This window comes from Pseudomonas sp. SWRI92 (assembly GCF_014268685.1).
Lineage (GTDB): Bacteria > Pseudomonadota > Gammaproteobacteria > Pseudomonadales > Pseudomonadaceae > Aquipseudomonas > Aquipseudomonas marvdashtae.
Genome location: NZ_JABWQY010000016.1, coordinates 43528 through 61707 on the forward strand (window position 1 = coordinate 43528; position 18180 = coordinate 61707).

The window sequence follows — 18180 nt, forward strand, 5'->3', positions numbered from 1 at the left end:
CCGATTTAGTGGAGAGAATCATGAGCGTCTCGAACAAGCAATCCCAGGGGCAGGCCAAAGAGTCATTGCTGCCGGCCCCCCATGACATCGACGCGCTGGTGCGCGCCGAGCATCAAGACCCGTTTTCGATCCTGGGGCCCCATGGCGATGGCGCGGGCGGACAATTCATCCGCGCGTACCTGCCCGGCGCACTGAGCGTGCACGTGCTTGCCCGCGACAGCGACGAAGAGCTGGGCGAGTTGCAGGTCACCGAAACCCCGGGCCTTTTCGTCGGCCATTTCGACCGCGCCCAGCCGTACCTGCTGCGCACTCGCTGGGCGGGTGGCGAGCAAGTCGCCGAAGACCCCTACAGCTTCGGCCCGTTGCTGGGGGAAATGGATCTTTACCTGTTCGCCGAAGGCAATCACCGCGACCTCAGTTCCTGCCTCGGTGCGCAACTGACCACAGTCGACGGCATCGACGGCGTGCGCTTCGCCGTCTGGGCGCCGAACGCTCGGCGAGTATCGGTGGTCGGGGATTTCAACGTCTGGGATGGCCGTCGGCACCCGATGCGCATTCGTTATCCGTCCGGTGTGTGGGAAATCTTCATCCCGAGGCTGGGCCCGGGGGAGGGCTACAAATATGAAATCCTCGGCGCCCACGGCATCCTGCCGCTCAAGGCCGACCCGGTGGCACTGGCTACCCAGATGCCGCCGGATACGGCATCCAGAGTCGCCGCGCCACTGAAAGTCGAATGGCGTGACGATGAATGGATGCAAAGTCGCCGTGAACGCCAGCTGCCAGGCGCGCCGTTGTCGATCTACGAATTGCACGCCGGTTCCTGGCAGTGCGAAATCGACGAGGCGGGCGAAGTTGCCCGGCAGTACAACTGGCACGAGCTGGCCGACCGGCTGATTCCCTACATCAAGGACCTGGGGTTCACCCATATCGAACTGATGCCGATCATGGAGCACCCGTTCGGCGGTTCGTGGGGCTATCAGCCGCTCTCGCAATTTGCGCCGACGGCGCGGTTCGGCTCGCCCGACGATTTCGCTGCGTTCGTCAACGCCTGCCACCAGGCCAATATCGGTGTGATACTCGACTGGGTGCCCGCGCATTTCCCCACAGACACCCATGGCCTGGCCCAATTCGACGGCACTGCGCTGTACGAATACGGCAACCCGCTGGAAGGCTTTCACCAGGACTGGGACACGCTGATCTACAACCTGGGCCGCACCGAAGTGCACGGCTTCATGCTGGCGTCGGCGTTGCATTGGCTCAAGCATTTTCACATTGATGGCCTGCGGGTGGATGCCGTGGCCTCGATGTTGTATCGCGACTATTCACGCAAGGCTGGCGAATGGGTGCCCAATCGCCACGGTGGCCGGGAAAACCTGGAAGCCATCGATTTCCTGCGCCACCTCAACGACGTGGTCGCGCTGGAAACCCCCGGCGCGCTAGTCATCGCCGAGGAGTCCACGGCGTGGCCCGGCGTCAGCCAGAGCACGCAGCAGGGCGGGCTGGGTTTCGCCTACAAATGGAACATGGGCTGGATGCACGACTCACTGCATTACATCCAGCAGGACCCGGTCTACCGCGCCCACCATCACAACGAGCTGAGTTTCGGCCTGGTGTACGCCTGGTCCGAGCGGTTCGTCTTGCCGATTTCCCATGACGAAGTGGTCCACGGCAAACGCTCGCTGATCGACAAGATGCCCGGCGATCGTTGGCAGAAATTCGCCAACCTGCGCGCCTACCTCAGCTTCATGTGGGGCCATCCAGGCAAGAAGTTGTTGTTCATGGGTTGCGAGTTTGGCCAGTGGCGCGAGTGGAACCATGACCAGCAACTGGACTGGTACCTGATGCAATACCCCGAGCACCGTGGGGTGCAGAAGCTGGTGAGCGATCTGAACCGACTCTATCGCGAAGAGCCGGCGCTGCACGACCAGGACGACGCGCCGCAAGGCTTCCAATGGTTGATCGGTGACGATGCGGTCAACAGCGTCTATGCATGGCTGCGCTGGAGCAAGGATGGCCGGCCGGTGCTGGTGGTCGCCAACTTCACCCCGGTGCCGCGGGAGGCTTACCGAGTGGGCGTGCCGTTTGGCGGACGATGGGTAGAGCTGCTCAACAGCGATGCCGACACCTACGCCGGCTCCAACTATGGCAACGGCGGCGGAGCCTCAACCGAGGAAGTCCCGAGCCACGGCCAGGCGCTGTCGCTGGAACTGAATCTGCCGCCGTTGGCGGTGTTGATCCTGCGGCCGGAGGGTTAGTCGTCCGTGTCTGATCATTCCCACGCTCCGCGTGGGAATGCCTCCTGTGACGCTCTGCGTCACGCTTTCGGAACGCGGAGCGTTCCTGGCTGCATTCCCACGCGGAGCGTGTGGAACGATCATCCATCTCAGGCTCAGCGCACCAGGCACGGCTGCTTGTTGTTGAAACTCCAGCCCGGAATCAGATACTGCATCGCCACCGAATCATCCCGCGCCCCGAGTCCCATGCCCTTGTAGAGCTCATGGGCCTTCGCTAACTGGTCCATATCCAGCTCCACCCCCAGCCCCGGTTTCTTCGGCACCTGCACGCAACCGCCCTTGATCTGCAGGGGCGCCTTGGTCAGCCGTTGGCCGTCCTGCCAGATCCAGTGGGTGTCGATGGCAGTGATATCGCCCGGTGCCGCAGCGGCCACGTGGGTGAACATTGCCAAGGAAATATCGAAGTGGTTGTTGGAGTGCGAGCCCCAGGTCAGGCCCCATTCATTGCACATCTGTGCCACCCGGACGGACCCCTGCATCGTCCAGAAATGCGGGTCGGCCAGGGGGATGTCCACTGACTGCAAGGTAATCGCGTGGCCCATTTCACGCCAATCGGTGGCGATCATGTTGGTGGCGGTCTTCAGGCCCGTGGCGCGACGGAACTCAGCCATGACTTCGCGGCCCGAGTAACCGTTCTCGGCACCGCACGGGTCTTCGGCGTACGCCAGCACTTTATGCTGGTCACGGCACAGGCGGATGGCTTCCTTCAATGACCAGGCGCCGTTCGGATCCAGGGTGATACGCGCTTCGGGAAAACGCTCAGCCAGGGCCGTGACCGCTTCGATTTCTTCATCGCCGCTGAGCACGCCGCCCTTGAGCTTGAAGTCCTGGAAACCGTAATGCGCTTGGGCCGCTTCGGCCAGGCGCACCACCGCATCGGCGTCCAGGGCCTTTTCGTGGCGCAGGCGGAACCAGTCGTTATCGGCCTGCGGCTCGCTGCGGTAGGCCAGGTCGGTCTGCTGGCGATCACCGACATAAAACAGATAGCCGAGCATTTTCACTTCGTCGCGCTGCTGGCCTTCGCCGAGCAGGGCGGCGACCGGTACGTCCAGGTGCTGGCCGAGCAGGTCCAACAATGCGGCTTCCAGGCCGGTGACCGCGTGGATGGTGATGCGCAGGTCGAACGTCTGCAAGCCACGGCCACCGGCATCGCGGTCGGCGAAAGCCTGGCGCACGCTGTTGAGGATTTTCTGGTAGGTGCCGATGGGGCTGCCGACCACCAGTGAACGGGCGTCTTTGAGGGTCTGGCGAATGCGCTCGCCACCGGGCACTTCGCCCACGCCGGTGCGCCCGGCGTTGTCCTTGAGAATGACGATGTTGCGGGTGAAGAACGGACCATGGGCGCCGCTGAGGTTCAGCAGCATGCCGTCGTGGCCGGCCACCGGCACGACCTGCATGCTGGTGATGATCGGGGCTTTGCTGGTGTCTTGGGTATGCATTGTTATCCCACTCTTTGTTTTTATACGGGCATCGTATGGCTGCGATGTTGATAGACATCATACAACTCGATTTTTTTAGGTGACAAGAGCGCTTTGGCGTTTAGAGCGCGTTTTATTTTGATGGTTGGTTCAATCTATTGATTTAAAAGACAATTTGTTAGCGATTAGAGCGTTGGTATGAATCTCCCACGGAAGCGACGAATCTGCCGGAGGATTGACATGGTTGCGCTTGTCATACAAGTTTGTGGTGCTGGTGCTTCCGCAATCAGCCTGTCGTTTCAAGGAACAGTGACCATGCAGCACGACGTCGAAGCGCCATTGCGCAAGCGCACCCATAACCTGGCCCATGACTTGGTGACAAAGTTGAGCCAGAGCATCTTGCTTGGGCAGTTGAAGCCTGGTGAGAAGCTGCCGTCCGAAGGCGCCATCGTGCGGGAGCACGGGGTGAGTCGCACCGTGGTGCGCGAGGCGATTTCCAAGTTGCAGGCGTCGGGGTTGGTGGAAACCCGGCACGGCATCGGCACCTTTGTGCTGGAGCAGACTGGGGAGCAGGGGCTGCGCCTCAATGTCGATACCGCCGCCGGCGTGCGGGGCATTCTGGAATTGCGCCTGGGCTTGGAAACCCAGGCCGCCGCGTTGGCCGCCCAGCGTCGCAGCGAGCAGCAACTGCAGCAGATGCGCCAGGCGCTGGATGACTATCCGCGCTTGCTCAGCAACAACGACAGCTGTGCCGAAGCCGACCGGCGTTTCCATCTACTGATTGCCGAAGCCACGCAAAACAGCTGCTTTGTCGAGATCATGCAGCACTTGGGCAGTTCGATGATTCCGCGCACGCGGGTCAATGTGGCCGAACGCGGCCAGGCGGACCTGGGCAAGCTGGCGCAGTTGGCGAACCTTGAGCACGAAGCGATTTTCAACGCGATCAGACGCCAGGACCCGGACGCAGCCCGTGCGGCCATGTGGCTGCACCTGACCAACAGCCGCGACCGATTTGGCGCGGGCTCCTGAACATCATCCTTGTTTGATCGTTTTGATCGTTCCCACGCTCTGCGTGGGAATGCATCCAGTGACGCTCTGCGTCACCTTACAGAAGCGGAACGCGGAGCGTCCCTGGCGACATTCCCACGCAGAGCGTGGGAACGAGCGCACCCAAGGGGCCGCGCCGGTGGTGTTGCCGATGTTTGCGCAGATATCGTGGGTCTGCGCGCGCATCGTTTTGCTCGTTGCGGTTACGCCCGTTCCAGGGCGAGAGCCACGCCTTGGCCGCCGCCGATGCACAGGGTCGCCAGGCCTTTCTTGGCGTCGCGCTTGATCATTTCATGCAATAGCGTCACCAGCACCCTGCAGCCCGAAGCGCCAATCGGGTGGCCCAGGGCGATGGCGCCGCCGTTGACGTTGACCTTGGCCATGTCCCACTCCAGTTCCTTGGCCACGGCCAGCGACTGGGCGGCGAAGGCTTCGTTGGCTTCGATCAGGTCCAGTTGGTCCAGCGTCCAGCCGGCCTTGTCGAGGCAGCGGCGAGTGGCCGAGACCGGGCCGATGCCCATGATGGCCGGGTCGACGCCAGCGTTGGCATAGGCGCTGATTTTCGCCAGCACCGGCAAGCCCAATGCCTTGGCTTTTTCCGCGCTCATCAGGATCACGGCGGCGGCACCGTCGTTCAGCGAGGAGGCATTGCCCGCAGTCACGCTGCCGTCCTTCTTGAAGGCCGGCTTGAGCTTGCCCAAGGATTCGGCAGTGGTGCCGGCGCGCGGTTGTTCGTCAGTGGCGAACGCCACCGGGTCGCCTTTGCGCTGAGGGATGAGGATCGGCGTGATCTCATCGGCAAAGCGGCCACCTTCGATGGCGGCGATGGCTCTCTGCTGGGAGCCGGCGGCGAAAGCGTCCTGGTCCTCGCGGCTGATGCCGTACTTGTCCACCAGGTTCTCGGCGGTGATGCCCATGTGGTAATCGTTGAACGCGTCCCACAGGCCGTCGGTGATCATGCTGTCGATCATCTTCGCATGGCCCATGCGCAGGCCGGTGCGAGCGGCTGGCAGGACGTAGGGAGCCAGGCTCATGTTTTCCATGCCGCCGGCAATAATGACCTCGGCATCGCCGCAGCGAATCGCCTGGGCGCCGAGATGCAACGCCTTGAGGCCCGAGCCGCAGACCTTGTTCAGGGTCAGGGCCGGCACCGCGTGAGGCAGGCCGGCGAGGATCGATGCCTGGCGTGCCGGGTTTTGCCCGGAACCTGCGGTCAGGACTTGGCCAAGAATCACTTCATCGACCTGTTCGCCGGACAAGCCGGTCTGTTCCAGCAGGCGGCGAATCACCGCCGCGCCGAGTTCCGGCGCGGGAATGGAAGCCAGCGAACCCTGGAAGCTGCCGATGGCGGTGCGGGTGGCGGCGACAATCACGACTTCTTGCATCGAATCTCTCCTCACTGGGCAGCGAACTGCATTTCCGGCACGTGGTCCGGCACGATCAATTTGCCGGCGGTCTTGGCGACGATTTCCTCGACGCTGACGCCTGGAGCACGTTCTTTCAGGATGAAGGCGCCGTCCTGGATTTCCAGGTAGGCGAGGTCGGTCAGCACGCGCTTGATGCAACCGGCGCCGGTCAGCGGCAGGCTGCAGCGGGGCAGCAGTTTCGACTCGCCGTCCTTGGACGCGTGGGTCATGGTGACAATGATGTTCTCGGCACCGGCGACCAGGTCCATCGCGCCGCCCATGCCCTTGACGAGTTTGCCGGGGATCATCCACGAGGCAATATTGCCTTCGACATCCACCTCGAAAGCGCCGAGCACGGTCAGGTCGATGTGGCCGCCACGGATCATCGCGAAGGACTCGGCGGAAGAGAAGATCGACGCGCCGATGCGCGCGGTGACGGTCTGCTTGCCGGCGTTGATCATGTCGGCATCGACTTCAGCTTCAGTGGGAAACGCGCCCATGCCGAGCAAGCCGTTTTCCGATTGCAGCATGACTTCCATGCCTTCGGGGATGTAGTTGGCGACCAGGGTCGGAATGCCGATGCCGAGGTTCACGTAGTAGCCGTCCTGCATTTCGCGGGCGACGCGTTGAGCCATTTGTTCGCGGGAAAGTGCCATGGTGTTATTCCTTCATTCGGGCCGGGGACGGGGGATCACTTGCGCACGGTGCGCTGTTCGATGCGCTTTTCGAACGTGCCGCAAATGACCCGGTCGACGTAGATGCCAGGGGTGTGGATCTGCGCCGGGTCCAGCTCACCGGGTTCGACGATTTCCTCGACTTCCACCACGGTGATCTTGCCCGCCGTGGCGGCCAGCGGATTGAAGTTCTGGGCGGTGTGACGATAGATCACGTTGCCGAAATGGTCGGCTTTCCAGCCTTTGACGATGGCGAAATCGCCGGTGATGGATTCCTCCATCAGGTACTGGCGGCCATGGAATTCACGCACTTCCTTGCCTTCGGCCACGGGCGTGCCGACGCCGGTGGCGGTGAAAAACGCCGGGATGCCTGCGCCACCGGCGCGCATTTTTTCGGCGAGGGTGCCTTGGGGAGTGAGCACGACTTCGATTTCGCCGCTGAGCAGTTGCTGCTCGAACAAGGCGTTTTCGCCCACATAGGAAGCCACGACCTTGCGGATCTGCCGGTCTACGAGCAGCACGCCGAGGCCGAAACCGTCGACGCCGCAGTTGTTGGATACCACGGTGAGGTCCCGGGTGCCCTTGCGCTTGATCTCGGCGATCAGGTTTTCCGGGATACCGCACAGGCCGAAGCCGCCGGCAATGACGGTCATGCCGTCCGTCAAGCCTTCCAGCGCTTCCTCATAAGAGCTCACGCGTTTGTCGAAACCTGCCATAGACACCTCTTTTATTCTTGAATGGGGTCGCAATGAATGCAGTGTTGCGCCAAGTCATATATTTGTTAAGTTGATTTTTAAGTGGGATTGATTGATAAAACTCACCAATCATCCTCCGAGCCTGACGCCATGACCCTCAAGCAAATCCGCGCATTCCTCGCCGTGGCCCAGAGCCTGAGCTTCGCCGTGGCGTGCGAGCGGTTGCATCTTTCCCAATCGGCCTTGAGCTTGACCATCAAGGCGCTGGAGGAGGGGCTCGGTGGTCGTTTGTTCAGTCGCAATACCCGTAATGTCGCGTTGACGCCGGAAGGCGAATCGCTGCTGCCCTTGGCCCGTCGATTGATCGCCGACTGGGACAACGCCGAAGACGAGATGCGCCAGCGCTTCACCTTGCAGCGCGGTCGCGTGACATTGGCGGCGATGCCGTCCTTTGCCGGCAACCTGCTGCCGCCGATCCTGAAGACCTTCCGCGCCCGGTTCCCGAATGTCAATGTCACGGTCAACGACGTGATCAACGAGCAGGTGCTGGAAATGGTTCGTGATCGTCACGTGGAACTGGGCGTGGCGTTCGAGCCGCTGCAGAGTTCGTCGCTGGTCTTCACGCCGTTGTACCTCGATCGTTTCGTTGCGGTGGTGCCGTTGGATTCGCCCTTGGCCCAGCTCGCCGAGATCGATTGGCAAGCGTTGCTGGAGCATCCGTTCATTACCTTGCAACGACCCTCCACCGTGCGGGTCATGCTCGAAGAGCACCTTCAGGCCCGGGGGATGAAACTGCCGGTGGAGTTCGAGAGCCATCAGTTGGCGACCGTTGGGCGGATGGTTGCCAGCGGCTTGGGCGTGAGCGCCGTGCCGGCCTTGTGCGTCGGCCAGATGCACGAACTGGGCGCGCGCTGCATCACGCTTAGCGATCCGGTGATAGAGCGGGCCATCGGCGTGCTGACCAAGCCGGGGTATGAGCTGTCGGCGGCGGCCCAGGCGTTGTTCGATACGTTCAAGGATCAGGACTTGGCTGCTCGGCTGTCGGCGCGATAGATCGCCAGCCGTCGTCAGATCAGCAAGGGCAACAGTTGCTCACAGGGCGCCTCGACCTTGAGGTCCAGCAGGTCATCGGCGCGGGTCTTGCCCCGATTGATCGCCAGCAGCGGCTTGCCTTGTTCCTTGATTGCCCGGCACAGGCGAAACGCCGAATACGCCATCAACGAAGAACCCACCACCAACAATCCATCCGCTTGTTCGACAGCTTCGGTGGCGCGGGTCGCCGTGGCGGCGGCGACGTTTTCGCCAAAGAAAACCACATCGGGTTTCAAACGCTCGCCGTCGCAATGAGGGCAGCGGGGAATCTGGAAGCGCGCTTCGAATGCCGGATCCAACAAGGTGTCGCCGTCGGGTGCCTGCACCGCATCGACGCCGGCCAGGTAAGGGTTTTGTGCCTCCATCAATAATTGTATCCGCTGCCGCTCGCTCCGCTGGCTGCAATCCAGGCACAGCACCCGGTGCAGGTTGCCGTGCAGCTCGATGACCTGCTGGCTGCCGGCCTGGTCGTGCAGGGCGTCGACATTTTGGGTAATCAGGCCGCTGATGCGTTCTTGTCCCTGCAACGCCGCCAAAGCTTCGTGGGCCTGGTTCGGCCGGGCTTGACGCATGCGCGGCCAGCCCAGCATAGCCCGCGCCCAATAGCGCCGCCGTGCCTCGGGCCTGGCGAGGAACTCCTGATACATCATCGGCTGACGGCCCCGTCGCACGCCGTCGCTGTCGCGGTAATCGGGAATGCCGGAGGGGGTGCTGATGCCCGCGCCGGTCAACACCAGGAAGCGGCGTCCGGCCATGTATGCCTGAAGCTGTTCGATAGGGTCACGGTGAAGATCGTCGGGCATTTGCATTCTCCGCTGGGCTTGAATCTTGAGGTTAGCATCGGGCTCGCTGTGCGCCTTTCGTCGCCCTCCCTGGGTCTTTCTTCAAACTTTCCCGGCGCGCGGAACATCCACCTTATGTGCGGTATTTCGATTTTTCGCACAACGGTGCGCTATGGATACTGAATAAGGAGAACGCAATGGCAACCCCTAAAGACAACCTGCTGGATTGGCTCAACGATGCTCACGCCATGGAACAGCAAGCGGAGAAAATGCTCAAGGCCCAGGCCGAGCGCCTGGAACATTACCCGGTACTCAAGGCGCGGATCGAACAGCACATCGAAGAGACCCTCGGGCAGCAGAAGCTGGTTGAGCAATGCATCCAGCGCCTGGGCGGCAGCCCTTCGATGCTCAAGGACATGGCCGGCAAGCTGATGGCGTTCGGCCAAGCCATGGGCGGCATGGCGATGAGTGACGAAGTGGTCAAGGGCGCCATGAGCGGCTACGTATTCGAGAACCTGGAAATCGCTTCCTACACGGTACTGATCGAGGCGGCGAAGGTAGCTGGCGATATGGAGACCCAGAGGGCCTGCGAGCAGATCTTGCCCCAGGAGATCGCCATGGCCGAATGGCTGCGCGATCACTTGCCGGAAATCACCCAGGCGTTTCTCGAGCGTTCGGCCAATCCGCATACCGAAGCCAAGCGCTGACTTGAGTGCAATGCAAGCGGCGCGGCCAGGCCTGTTCCGGCCGCGCCAGACCTGCCGTCAAACGCAAAGAGGACAGGTATGAAGCAGACCACCGGTGAGGTAAGAGCCATCAATCGACAGAGCGCGAGGGTGGGTGTCTACGTGGCAGAGGACGGCCATACCGTCCTCCAGCTGGGACCGGCCAATGATGTCGATATCGGCGATGTCATGGAGTGGGACAGCGGAACGGCCATTGGCACCCAGACTTATCGCAACCGGACCAAGGGTTGGACCGACGACGTGTACGTGGCAAAGCACGGCGTGGCGACGGCGAACCTCGAGGTCCAATTGCTGGTGGGATCCTGACGATCCGGACCCCAGGAGGACGAGCATGAGTGAATTACGTTGTGGTTGCCCCGGCTGCCATTGCGATGTAGATCCGGAGCGGGTGTTCAATCACGACGGCGAGGCCTATTGCAGCCAGGCCTGCGCTGAACAACACCCCAACGGCGAACCGTGTCCGGCGTCGGATTGCCATTGCGAGCGCAGTGGCAAGGTCGGCGAAAGGGACATCACCAACAATCAACTGGATGAAGCGCTGGAGGAAACCTTCCCGGCCAGTGACCCGATCTCACCCTGAACATAGCTATATCCGGGTATCGGCGACAGGGTATCCGGACACCGCAAGCCGGTCAGTGCGGTGGTGCAAGACAACACCGGCAGCCCGCGAGTTTTGGCTTCCTGGAACGGCGCGAGGCCAGGGTGACGAGACCGGTGCAATGGGGTGCCGGCGCCACTCGGCCCTTGGCGGACAGCGTGGAAAGACACGCACTGTTTTGCAATCGGACACTGTTCATCTCAGCGCGGTGGTTCTTTTGATGAACCGCGGTAAAGATAATTTATCAATAGCCGCTTGTTTGATAGCGCTTAGGAATAGTCCCGATGGCGGCAAATTAATTGCAGACTAAAAGTTTGGTTGAGCTTGACCGTTCGTCGCCACTTGAAGAACTTTATTCAAACCTTGGACGTGTCAGGTTTTCCGAATAATACGAGCCAACGAGGTTCGCAAATAGCAACTAACGAGGTGAATGAAATGGCAAACACAGGTAATAACAACCCTGGCAATTTCGCTAACGATCGTGAAAAAGCGTCGGAAGCTGGCAAGAAAGGCGGACAAGCATCGGGTGGCAACTTCGCCAACGATCCAGAACGCGCAGCTGAAGCCGGCCGCAAGGGTGGCCATGTGTCCGGTGGCAATTTCGCCAACGATCCGGAACGTGCCGCAGAAGCCGGTCGCAAAGGCGGGCAGGCTTCGGGCGGGAACTTTGCCAATGACCCTGAGCGGGCCTCTGAAGCCGGCAAGAAAGGCGGACAGGCGTCGGGCGGCAATTTTGCCAACGACCGGGAAAAAGCCTCCGAAGCGGGTAAGAAAGGCGGCGAAAACAGCCACGGTGGCGGTCGTAAATCGTAATATCCCATGGTCTTCAGGTCTCATGCCATTGGCATGGGACCTGTTCCAGTCGCAACAATAAAGCGTTAATCGAGTCGGGCATGATATGCCCGGCTTCGTTGATTTGTTCCTGTCGAAATACCGACAATCCTATATAGACTGCAACTACCGTTCGTCTTTTGTCTTGAATAAAAAATAAATTTTATCCGTGTAACTTCTTCTGACTTTCATGAGCCTGCCGTCGGCAGTGTTACTCATGACCTGCGTCCTGACCGAGGAGTTTAATCATGTTCATACATAACAAACGACTGCAATATACCGTGCGTGTCGCTGAGCCTAATCCAGGGCTCGCCAATCTGTTGCTTGAGCAGTTTGGTGGTGCCCAAGGTGAACTCGCGGCCGCATCGCGTTATTTCACCCAGGCCTTGTCCGAGGACGATCCGGGTCGCAAGGACTTGCTGATGGACATCGCCACCGAAGAACTCAGCCACCTCGAGGTGATCGGCTCGATCATCGTGATGCTGAACAAGGGGGCCAAGGGCAAGATGGCCGAGGGCGTCGAGAAGGAAGGCCAGCTGTACCGCGAGATTCACGGTGCCGGCAATGACTCGCACATTACCAGTGTCCTGTATGGCGCCGGTTCGCCGCTGACCAATTCGGCTGGGGTGCCTTGGACCGCCGCCTATATCGATACGATTGGCGAACCGACGGCGGACATGCGTTCCAATATCGCTGCCGAGGCCCGGGCGAAAATCGTTTATGAGCGGTTGATGAACGTCACCGACGACCCTGGCGTGAAAGAGGCCCTGGGTTTTTTGATGACCCGCGAAATCGCCCACCAGTTGTCGTTCGAAAAAGCCCTGCACGCTATCCAGCCCAACTTCCCACAAGGTAAATTGCCTGGCATGCCGGAGTTCACCAATGTGTACTTCAATATGTCCCAGGGTGAACCTTCGGTACGCGGTCCCTGGAACCAGGGCGACGATTGGGAGTTTGTCGAGAACCCAACGCCGGCAGTCGACGGTGGCGATGGCCTGGCGAGCGTGCAGTTGAGCGAAAAAGACGAGGCGTTGCTGATGGACATGAAGGCGCGGACGATGTCCAACCCTGAAAGCGACCCTACGACGGGTGCCGACTTGGGCTCGGGAATGCAAAGTGACAAACTGTAGGACGCCGGCGAGGGGGCGTGCCCCCTCGCCTGAAATCATTGCCTGACCGTTGCGCCTTGGTGCACGGCGGTTGGGCGCCGCACGGCTAAATCGACAAGGACATTTGATGGACCAGCCCACCTCCCGGATCCGATCGCCCTGGCGTACCTGGCTTGATCCTGTGCAAAACAACTTGTTCCTGGGGCTGGCTTTCTGGCTGGGCTTGGCGCTGGTCGCCGCGCTGCTGCTCTATAGCGGCTATAACGCGTTGGTCGGCGCCGACCGCCAGAACCTCGGGTACGCGGCGCTGGGCGGTACGTCCGGGTTTGCCGCCACGGCCTTGGGCGCGCTGATGGCGGTGGTGCTGCGCGATATCTCGTCGCGGACCCAGGACATCATGCTGGGGTTCGCCGCGGGCATGATGTTGGCCGCCAGCTCGTTCTCGCTGATCTTGCCGGGCATTGACGCCGCGCAGACCATTCTCGGCAATCAGTTGCTCGCCGCCCTTGTCGTCGTGATCGGGCTCGGGCTGGGCGTCGCGCTGATGGTCGGCCTCGATCGCTTCGTGCCTCATGAACATGAGTTGAGTGGGCGGCGAGGGCCCGAAGCCAAGCGTATCAACCGGGTCTGGCTGTTTGTCTTGGCGATCACCTTGCACAATCTACCGGAAGGCATGGCAATCGGCGTCAGCTTTGCCAACGGTGACCTGAAGGTGGGTCTGCCCCTGACCACCGCCATCGCCATCCAGGACATTCCCGAAGGGCTGGCGATTGCCATGGCGTTGCGCGTCACCGGCATCAGTACCCTGCGTGCCGCGCTCATCGCGGTCGGCTCGGGATTGATGGAGCCGCTGGGCGCGGTGATCGGCCTGGGCATGTCGTCCGGCGTGGCGTTGGCTTATCCCATCAGCCTGGGGCTGGCGGCGGGGGCGATGATCTTCGTGGTGTCCCACGAAGTCATTCCCGAAACCCACCGCAATGGTCACGAGACGCCAGCGACCCTTGGCTTGATGATGGGGTTCGCGGTGATGATGTTCCTCGACACGGCGCTGGGCTGAAAACGCGCTCGCAACCCTCCGTCCAGGCGCGCACGGATTTTGTTGAACATCCGCAATTTCCTCCGGGTCAGTGTTGATGACAGGTGAAGCCCGCTTCACCTCTTCAATCGAGAGGCGCCAGACGCGGCGCCTTCTGTGACCGGAGAATACTGAGATGGCCAGAACATCAGTCACCGACCTGTTCATTCACGAACTGTCCGACGTCTACAGCGCTGAAAAGCAGATCACTCGCGCCTTGCCGCGCATGGCCCGGGCCACTACCAACCCGCTGTTGGCACAAGCCTTCAACGATCACCTGGAAGAAACCCAAGGTCAGATCGAGCGCATCGACACCCTCGTCGAGGTGGCGGGCATCAAGCTCAAGCGCATGAAGTGCGTCGCCATGGAAGGGTTGGTGGAAGAGTCCAAGGAACTGATCGAGGAAATCGAGAAAGGCGCGGTGCTCGATGCGGGGCTGATTGGCGCGGCGCAAAAAGTCGAACACTATGAAATCGCCAGCTACGGCACGCTGATCGCCATGGCCAAGCATCTGAACCTGGGCAACGAAGTGGTCGGCTTGCTGTTGGCGACCCTCGAAGAAGAAAAAGCCACCGACGAGAAACTTTCGAAAATTGCCGAGCAGGGTGGCAATCAAGCGGCGACGATGGAGTCTTGAGTTCGCACTGACGAGCTCCCGGGTTCAGCGTTGGATCGGGCATTGGTGTTCACCTCCAATGCCTTTTTTTTGAGCGAAACCCAGCCAAACGCCCTCAACGACCGCACAGCGTCCGGGATTAAAACTCAGTGGAACTACGCTTCCACACACTCCGTCATTTGTTCTGAGAGGCACGTATTCGGGCATCGCTACGGCGGTGCCTGTTGTTGAGTTTTTCATCACGGAGGCGATGGACAGACATGACTATCCCGGACAACAACCCCGAGCGACAAAGCGGCACTTCAAGTCAGGGGCGACCTGACGAGTCCCTTAACCACATCAAGGAGGACGTGAACGAAGCCATCGGCAGCGCCCGCGAAAAGGCCGATGCGCACTTCGGCCAATACCGCGATACCGCGGCGGACCAGATCGATGCCTTGGCGCGTGGCGCCAAGTCGGCCATGTCGGAACTCGAAGCCAACGACACCCTTGGCCTCTCGCATTACTTGGCGGACATGGCCGATAGCATGAGCGGTCTGGCCGGCAAGTTGCGCAACAAGAGCGCCGAAGAGTTGCTGCACGACGGCTCTCGCCTGGCACGGGATAATCCCGGTCTGTTCCTCGCCGGCAGCATCGCCGTGGGCTTCGGCCTGTCGCGGTTCCTCAAGGCCGGTACCTCGCCGGTTGCCACTGAGGTCGAGGACCCCGCCGCCGGGAGTTCGAATCCACCGGCCGGCGGATTCGGCGCCCAGCGACCCTTCGAGTCCACCCCAGACCCCATCGGTCCGGGTGCCGCAACAACATCAAGCAGTGGCCTGGCCACCGGCGTTACCCCGACTTCACCCAGCGTCCAAGACCATCCCAGTGACTCAGCCACCGGCTCGCTGCCGGGTTCGGCCAATACCAGAGGAGAATTGTGATGAACCGACCAGACCCAGATCTGCAGCGCCCCACCGGGACCACGGCCCCCGAGAACGATGCGTCGGTCATGGGCTTGCTCAGGCAACTGACCCATGAAGTCCCTTCGCTGTTCACTAAGGAATTGGCGCTGGCCAAGGCTGAGTTCCAGGCCAGTCTCAACTCGCTGAAGGCGGGCATCGCCGGAGTGGCCGGCGGCGCGATGGTGCTGCTGGCCGGTTTTATCATCCTGCTGATGGCAGTGGTGTATGGCCTGAGTACGATGATGGCGCCGTGGCTGGCCGCGCTGATCGTCGGTGTGGTGGCGATGATCATCGGCTTCGTCATGGTCCAGTCGGGCAAGAAGCAGTTCGAACCGTCCCACTTCAAGCCTGACCGAACGCTCGATGCCTTGAACAAAGACCAGGAAGCCCTGCGGAGGAAAGCCTCATGAAGGATGAATTCAAAACCGAATCCGAAAAGAGCCCGGAAACCATCGAACGCGAGATCGATGAGCAGCGCGCCCATATCAGCCACATCGTCGATGCCTTGGGCAGCAAGTTCACCCCGGGGCAAATGCTCGATCAGGCACTGGGCCTGGTGAAGGGCAATGGCGCGGAATTTTTCGGCAACCTCGGCACCACGGTGCGCAATAACCCGGTGCCGACCGTGTTGACCACGGTCGGCTTGTGCTGGTTGATGCTCGGCCAGAACCACCCGCCGCGGGTCGGCTATCGCGTCGGACCCGACCAGGACGGCAGCGGCTGGAGCGAGGGACTTGCCGGTGGCCTGGGCAACGCCAAGGATCATTTGCATGACACCACCGATTCGTTGCGCGAGGGCTTCCATCATCTTAAGGACAAGGCTTCGCACCTGACTGACGGCCTCGGTGCCAGCGCCCGTCATGCCCGCCACAGCGCCCATGAAACCGGGGCGCGAATGAGCCAGGGTACCCAGGACCTGGGCGAGCAGTTCAGTCGTCTGCTCAAGGAGCAACCGCTGATGCTGGCGGCTGCGGGTATCGCCTTGGGCGCCATGCTGGGGGCTGCGTTGCCTGGCACGTCGACCGAACAGCGGATGATGGGCAGGACCAGCGCCGACCTGGCTGACAAGGCCAAGCAAAAGGCGCGCGAAGGCTATGAAACGGTGCGCGATACGGTGAGCAAGACCACTGAGCATCGTGACGAGCCAGCCGCCACGCCAGCCACTGGACACGCGCATTCCGGCGCGGATCTGTCCGGCGGGTTGGGTACCTCGTAGGCGAGCGCAAGAGGCGGTGCGGGATGTTCCCGCGCCGTACCTGTCAAGGTTGGCAGGAGCCTCGGCTGTTGTGCGGTTATTTCATCTGAAGTACACCGTTCCCAAGGAGGCAGCACATGAAACATCAGGTCCCGTTCAGCGGCCATCTGGTCTTCATCGGCTTCGGTTCCATTGCCCGAGCCACGTTGCCCTTGCTACTCAGGCAGGACCATATCGAGGTCGAGCGCATCACCGTCATCGCACCGGTGATTGAGCAGGAGATCTGGTTCAAGGAGCGGGGCATTCGTTTTGTCCGCAAGGCGCTGACCGAGCAGACCTTTGTACAGACGCTGGATCGCTTCGTGAAACCCGGGGACTTCATCGTCAACTTGTCAGTGGAGGTCAGCTCATTGGCCGTCATGGCGTACGCCTTCGACAAGGGCGCCCTGTACTTGGACACCTGCGTCGAACCCTGGGCCGGTGGCTATGACGATCCGCACCTGGACCTTTCCCACCGCACCAATTATGCGTTGCGCTATCAAGTATTGGACCTGCGCCGGAGGTTGGGCAAAGGCCCGACGGCAGTCGTTGCCCACGGCGCCAATCCAGGCTTGATTACCCATTTGCTCAAGGCTGGACTGATGGAGTTGGCGGTGCAGTTGGACCATCCATTGCCCCAAGACCGCGAAGGCATCGACTGGGCGCGGTTATGCATGGATATGGGGATCAAGGTCATTCATTTTGCCGAACGCGATACCCAGCGTTCGCAGCGTCCCAAGGAGGACGATGAGTTCGTCAACAGCTGGTCGGTGGAAGGCTTCATCAGCGAGGGCAGCCAGCCGGCGGAACTGGGATGGGGCAGCCATGAGCGCAGTTGGCCGACGCCTGCCCGGCGTCATCGCTTCGGCACTCGCAACACGATTTATCTCGAACGCCCGAGTGCCAGCGTGCTGGTCAAGACGTGGACGCCGTTGGGCGGTCCCTGCCTGGGGCTGATGATTACTCATCATGAAACCGCATCGACGGCTGACCTGCTGACCGTCAAGGAGCAACGCAGATTGGTCTATCGACCGACGCTGCATTACGCCTATCACCCTTGCAATGACGCACTGCTGTCGATTCATGAGCTGGTCGGTCGCGGCTGGGAAACGCAAGCCCGGCAACGCATCCTCAATGGCGAAATCGACAGCGGCGGTGCCGACGCCCTCGGTGTCTTGCTGATGGGCCATGAGCTGAATGCCTACTGGTTCGGTTCGGTGCTGAGCATCGACGAGGCCCGGGCGCTGGTGCCCTTCAACAATGCCACCAGCCTGCAAGTGGCGGCTGGGGTGCTGTCGGGCATCGTCTGGGCGGTAGAGCATCCGGACCGTGGCATCGTCGAGCCCGAGCAAATGGATTACCAGCGTGTGCTGGAAGTCGCACGGCCTTACCTCGGCACGCTGGTGGGCCAGCGCACCGACTGGACGCCCAGCGGTTCGAACCATAGAACCTCTACGGACGGGGCGGCGGACGATTGGCAATTCGAGCATTTCACGCGGTTCTGAACAGCCGACCTGTGGCGAGGAGCTGGCTCGCGCTGGGGGGGCGCAGCGCCCCCAATGCAAGCGACTCGGCCAGCTTGGCTCAACACCTATACTCATTCCCTGAGATCATCTGAATCC

Annotated in this window: 19 protein-coding genes and 1 pseudogene; 15 read left to right on the plus strand and 5 right to left on the minus strand. The window is 61.3% G+C overall.

The window, feature by feature from the left end; translation table 11 throughout:
* The first annotated feature begins 20 nt into the window (after positions 1-20).
* Positions 21-2255, plus strand: a complete 2235-nt coding sequence (glgB, locus tag HU762_RS21120) for a 1,4-alpha-glucan branching protein GlgB (protein ID WP_186640312.1) — start codon at positions 21-23, stop codon at positions 2253-2255.
* A gap of 134 nt (positions 2256-2389) precedes the next feature.
* Here the strand turns inward: glgB and gudD are convergent, their stop codons facing one another.
* Positions 2390-3733: a glucarate dehydratase gene (gudD, locus tag HU762_RS21125; protein ID WP_186640314.1), complete on the minus strand. Its 1344-nt coding sequence runs from the start codon at positions 3731-3733 to the stop codon at positions 2390-2392.
* 294 nt (positions 3734-4027) lie between these two features.
* Here gudD and HU762_RS21130 point away from each other — a divergent pair, with 294 nt between their 5' ends.
* Positions 4028-4741 carry a FadR/GntR family transcriptional regulator gene (locus HU762_RS21130; RefSeq protein WP_186640316.1) on the plus strand — a complete coding sequence of 238 codons (714 nt, stop codon included), beginning with the start codon at positions 4028-4030 and terminating at the stop codon, positions 4739-4741.
* A 221-nt stretch (positions 4742-4962) separates the two neighbouring features.
* Here the strand turns inward: HU762_RS21130 and HU762_RS21135 are convergent, their stop codons facing one another.
* From HU762_RS21135 to HU762_RS21145, 3 genes are read right to left on the minus strand one after another with little or no spacing between them, the layout of a single operon-like run.
* Positions 4963-6144, minus strand: coding sequence for an acetyl-CoA C-acetyltransferase (locus tag HU762_RS21135; protein ID WP_186640318.1), 1182 nt, complete (start codon positions 6142-6144; stop codon positions 4963-4965).
* 11 nt (positions 6145-6155) lie between these two features.
* The gene (locus HU762_RS21140) at positions 6156-6821 is read right to left on the minus strand and encodes a CoA transferase subunit B (protein WP_003180355.1); all 666 of its coding nucleotides are present in this window, start codon (positions 6819-6821) and stop codon (positions 6156-6158) included.
* A gap of 35 nt (positions 6822-6856) precedes the next feature.
* Positions 6857-7555 (minus strand): CoA transferase subunit A, encoded by a 699-nt coding sequence (locus HU762_RS21145; RefSeq protein WP_186609672.1) that lies wholly within the window; start codon positions 7553-7555, stop codon positions 6857-6859.
* A 129-nt stretch (positions 7556-7684) separates the two neighbouring features.
* Here HU762_RS21145 and HU762_RS21150 point away from each other — a divergent pair, with 129 nt between their 5' ends.
* The gene (locus HU762_RS21150) at positions 7685-8587 is read left to right on the plus strand and encodes a LysR family transcriptional regulator (protein ID WP_186640320.1); all 903 of its coding nucleotides are present in this window, start codon (positions 7685-7687) and stop codon (positions 8585-8587) included.
* Positions 8588-8601: 14 nt separating this feature from the next.
* On the opposite strand, the gene HU762_RS21155 is transcribed toward HU762_RS21150, so the two are convergent.
* Positions 8602-9429, minus strand: a complete 828-nt coding sequence (locus HU762_RS21155) for an NAD-dependent protein deacetylase (protein WP_186640322.1) — start codon at positions 9427-9429, stop codon at positions 8602-8604.
* 176 nt (positions 9430-9605) lie between these two features.
* Between HU762_RS21155 and HU762_RS21160 the strand changes: the two genes are divergently transcribed.
* From HU762_RS21160 to HU762_RS21210, 12 genes and pseudogenes are all read left to right on the plus strand, one after another.
* Positions 9606-10115 (plus strand): ferritin-like domain-containing protein, encoded by a 510-nt coding sequence (locus HU762_RS21160; protein WP_186640324.1) that lies wholly within the window; start codon positions 9606-9608, stop codon positions 10113-10115.
* A gap of 78 nt (positions 10116-10193) precedes the next feature.
* On the plus strand, positions 10194-10460 hold the full coding sequence (locus tag HU762_RS21165) for a hypothetical protein (RefSeq protein ID WP_186640326.1): 267 nt from the start codon (positions 10194-10196) through the stop codon (positions 10458-10460).
* Positions 10461-10485: 25 nt separating this feature from the next.
* Positions 10486-10734 (plus strand): metallothionein, encoded by a 249-nt coding sequence (locus HU762_RS21170; protein WP_186640328.1) that lies wholly within the window; start codon positions 10486-10488, stop codon positions 10732-10734.
* A gap of 453 nt (positions 10735-11187) precedes the next feature.
* Positions 11188-11342: pseudogene (locus HU762_RS26990) on the plus strand (general stress protein); the annotation flags it as partial.
* Entirely contained in the window at positions 11338-11565 is a 228-nt protein-coding gene (locus HU762_RS26995) for a general stress protein (RefSeq protein WP_346656878.1), read from the plus strand. The pseudogene HU762_RS26990 and the gene HU762_RS26995, both read left to right, overlap by 5 nt.
* A 266-nt stretch (positions 11566-11831) precedes the next feature.
* Positions 11832-12713 carry a manganese catalase family protein gene (locus HU762_RS21180; RefSeq protein ID WP_186640330.1) on the plus strand — a complete coding sequence of 294 codons (882 nt, stop codon included), beginning with the start codon at positions 11832-11834 and terminating at the stop codon, positions 12711-12713.
* A 106-nt stretch (positions 12714-12819) separates the two neighbouring features.
* A complete protein-coding gene (locus tag HU762_RS21185) occupies positions 12820-13749 on the plus strand; it encodes a ZIP family metal transporter (RefSeq protein ID WP_186640332.1) in 930 nt (309 codons plus the stop codon).
* 154 nt (positions 13750-13903) lie between these two features.
* Positions 13904-14404, plus strand: a complete 501-nt coding sequence (locus HU762_RS21190; RefSeq protein WP_186609664.1) for a ferritin-like domain-containing protein — start codon at positions 13904-13906, stop codon at positions 14402-14404.
* A gap of 239 nt (positions 14405-14643) precedes the next feature.
* The gene (locus HU762_RS21195) at positions 14644-15303 is read left to right on the plus strand and encodes a hypothetical protein (protein ID WP_186640333.1); all 660 of its coding nucleotides are present in this window, start codon (positions 14644-14646) and stop codon (positions 15301-15303) included.
* Positions 15303-15734, plus strand: coding sequence for a phage holin family protein (locus HU762_RS21200; RefSeq protein ID WP_186640335.1), 432 nt, complete (start codon positions 15303-15305; stop codon positions 15732-15734). The genes HU762_RS21195 and HU762_RS21200 overlap by 1 nt, the downstream gene beginning before the upstream one ends.
* A complete protein-coding gene (locus HU762_RS21205) occupies positions 15731-16540 on the plus strand; it encodes a DUF3618 domain-containing protein (RefSeq protein ID WP_186640337.1) in 810 nt (269 codons plus the stop codon). The genes HU762_RS21200 and HU762_RS21205 overlap by 4 nt, the downstream gene beginning before the upstream one ends.
* 116 nt (positions 16541-16656) lie before the next feature.
* A complete protein-coding gene (locus HU762_RS21210; RefSeq protein ID WP_186640339.1) occupies positions 16657-18063 on the plus strand; it encodes a saccharopine dehydrogenase C-terminal domain-containing protein in 1407 nt (468 codons plus the stop codon).
* Positions 18064-18180 lie beyond the last annotated feature (117 nt).

Bases quoted from the DNA above. Each gene is read 5' to 3' on its own strand.
- glgB (WP_186640312.1), top strand. From the start codon at position 21: ATGAGCGTCTCGAACAAGCAATCCCAGGGGCAGGCCAAAGAGTCATTG.
- gudD (WP_186640314.1), bottom strand. From the start codon at position 3,733: ATGCATACCCAAGACACCAGCAAAGCCCCGATCATCACCAGCATGCAG.
- HU762_RS21130 (WP_186640316.1), top strand. From the start codon at position 4,028: ATGCAGCACGACGTCGAAGCGCCATTGCGCAAGCGCACCCATAACCTG.
- HU762_RS21135 (WP_186640318.1), bottom strand. From the start codon at position 6,144: ATGCAAGAAGTCGTGATTGTCGCCGCCACCCGCACCGCCATCGGCAGC.
- HU762_RS21140 (WP_003180355.1), bottom strand. From the start codon at position 6,821: ATGGCACTTTCCCGCGAACAAATGGCTCAACGCGTCGCCCGCGAAATG.
- HU762_RS21145 (WP_186609672.1), bottom strand. From the start codon at position 7,555: ATGGCAGGTTTCGACAAACGCGTGAGCTCTTATGAGGAAGCGCTGGAA.
- HU762_RS21150 (WP_186640320.1), top strand. From the start codon at position 7,685: ATGACCCTCAAGCAAATCCGCGCATTCCTCGCCGTGGCCCAGAGCCTG.
- HU762_RS21155 (WP_186640322.1), bottom strand. From the start codon at position 9,429: ATGCCCGACGATCTTCACCGTGACCCTATCGAACAGCTTCAGGCATAC.
- HU762_RS21160 (WP_186640324.1), top strand. From the start codon at position 9,606: ATGGCAACCCCTAAAGACAACCTGCTGGATTGGCTCAACGATGCTCAC.
- HU762_RS21165 (WP_186640326.1), top strand. From the start codon at position 10,194: ATGAAGCAGACCACCGGTGAGGTAAGAGCCATCAATCGACAGAGCGCG.
- HU762_RS21170 (WP_186640328.1), top strand. From the start codon at position 10,486: ATGAGTGAATTACGTTGTGGTTGCCCCGGCTGCCATTGCGATGTAGAT.
- HU762_RS21180 (WP_186640330.1), top strand. From the start codon at position 11,832: ATGTTCATACATAACAAACGACTGCAATATACCGTGCGTGTCGCTGAG.
- HU762_RS21185 (WP_186640332.1), top strand. From the start codon at position 12,820: ATGGACCAGCCCACCTCCCGGATCCGATCGCCCTGGCGTACCTGGCTT.
- HU762_RS21190 (WP_186609664.1), top strand. From the start codon at position 13,904: ATGGCCAGAACATCAGTCACCGACCTGTTCATTCACGAACTGTCCGAC.
- HU762_RS21195 (WP_186640333.1), top strand. From the start codon at position 14,644: ATGACTATCCCGGACAACAACCCCGAGCGACAAAGCGGCACTTCAAGT.
- HU762_RS21200 (WP_186640335.1), top strand. From the start codon at position 15,303: ATGAACCGACCAGACCCAGATCTGCAGCGCCCCACCGGGACCACGGCC.
- HU762_RS21205 (WP_186640337.1), top strand. From the start codon at position 15,731: ATGAAGGATGAATTCAAAACCGAATCCGAAAAGAGCCCGGAAACCATC.
- HU762_RS21210 (WP_186640339.1), top strand. From the start codon at position 16,657: ATGAAACATCAGGTCCCGTTCAGCGGCCATCTGGTCTTCATCGGCTTC.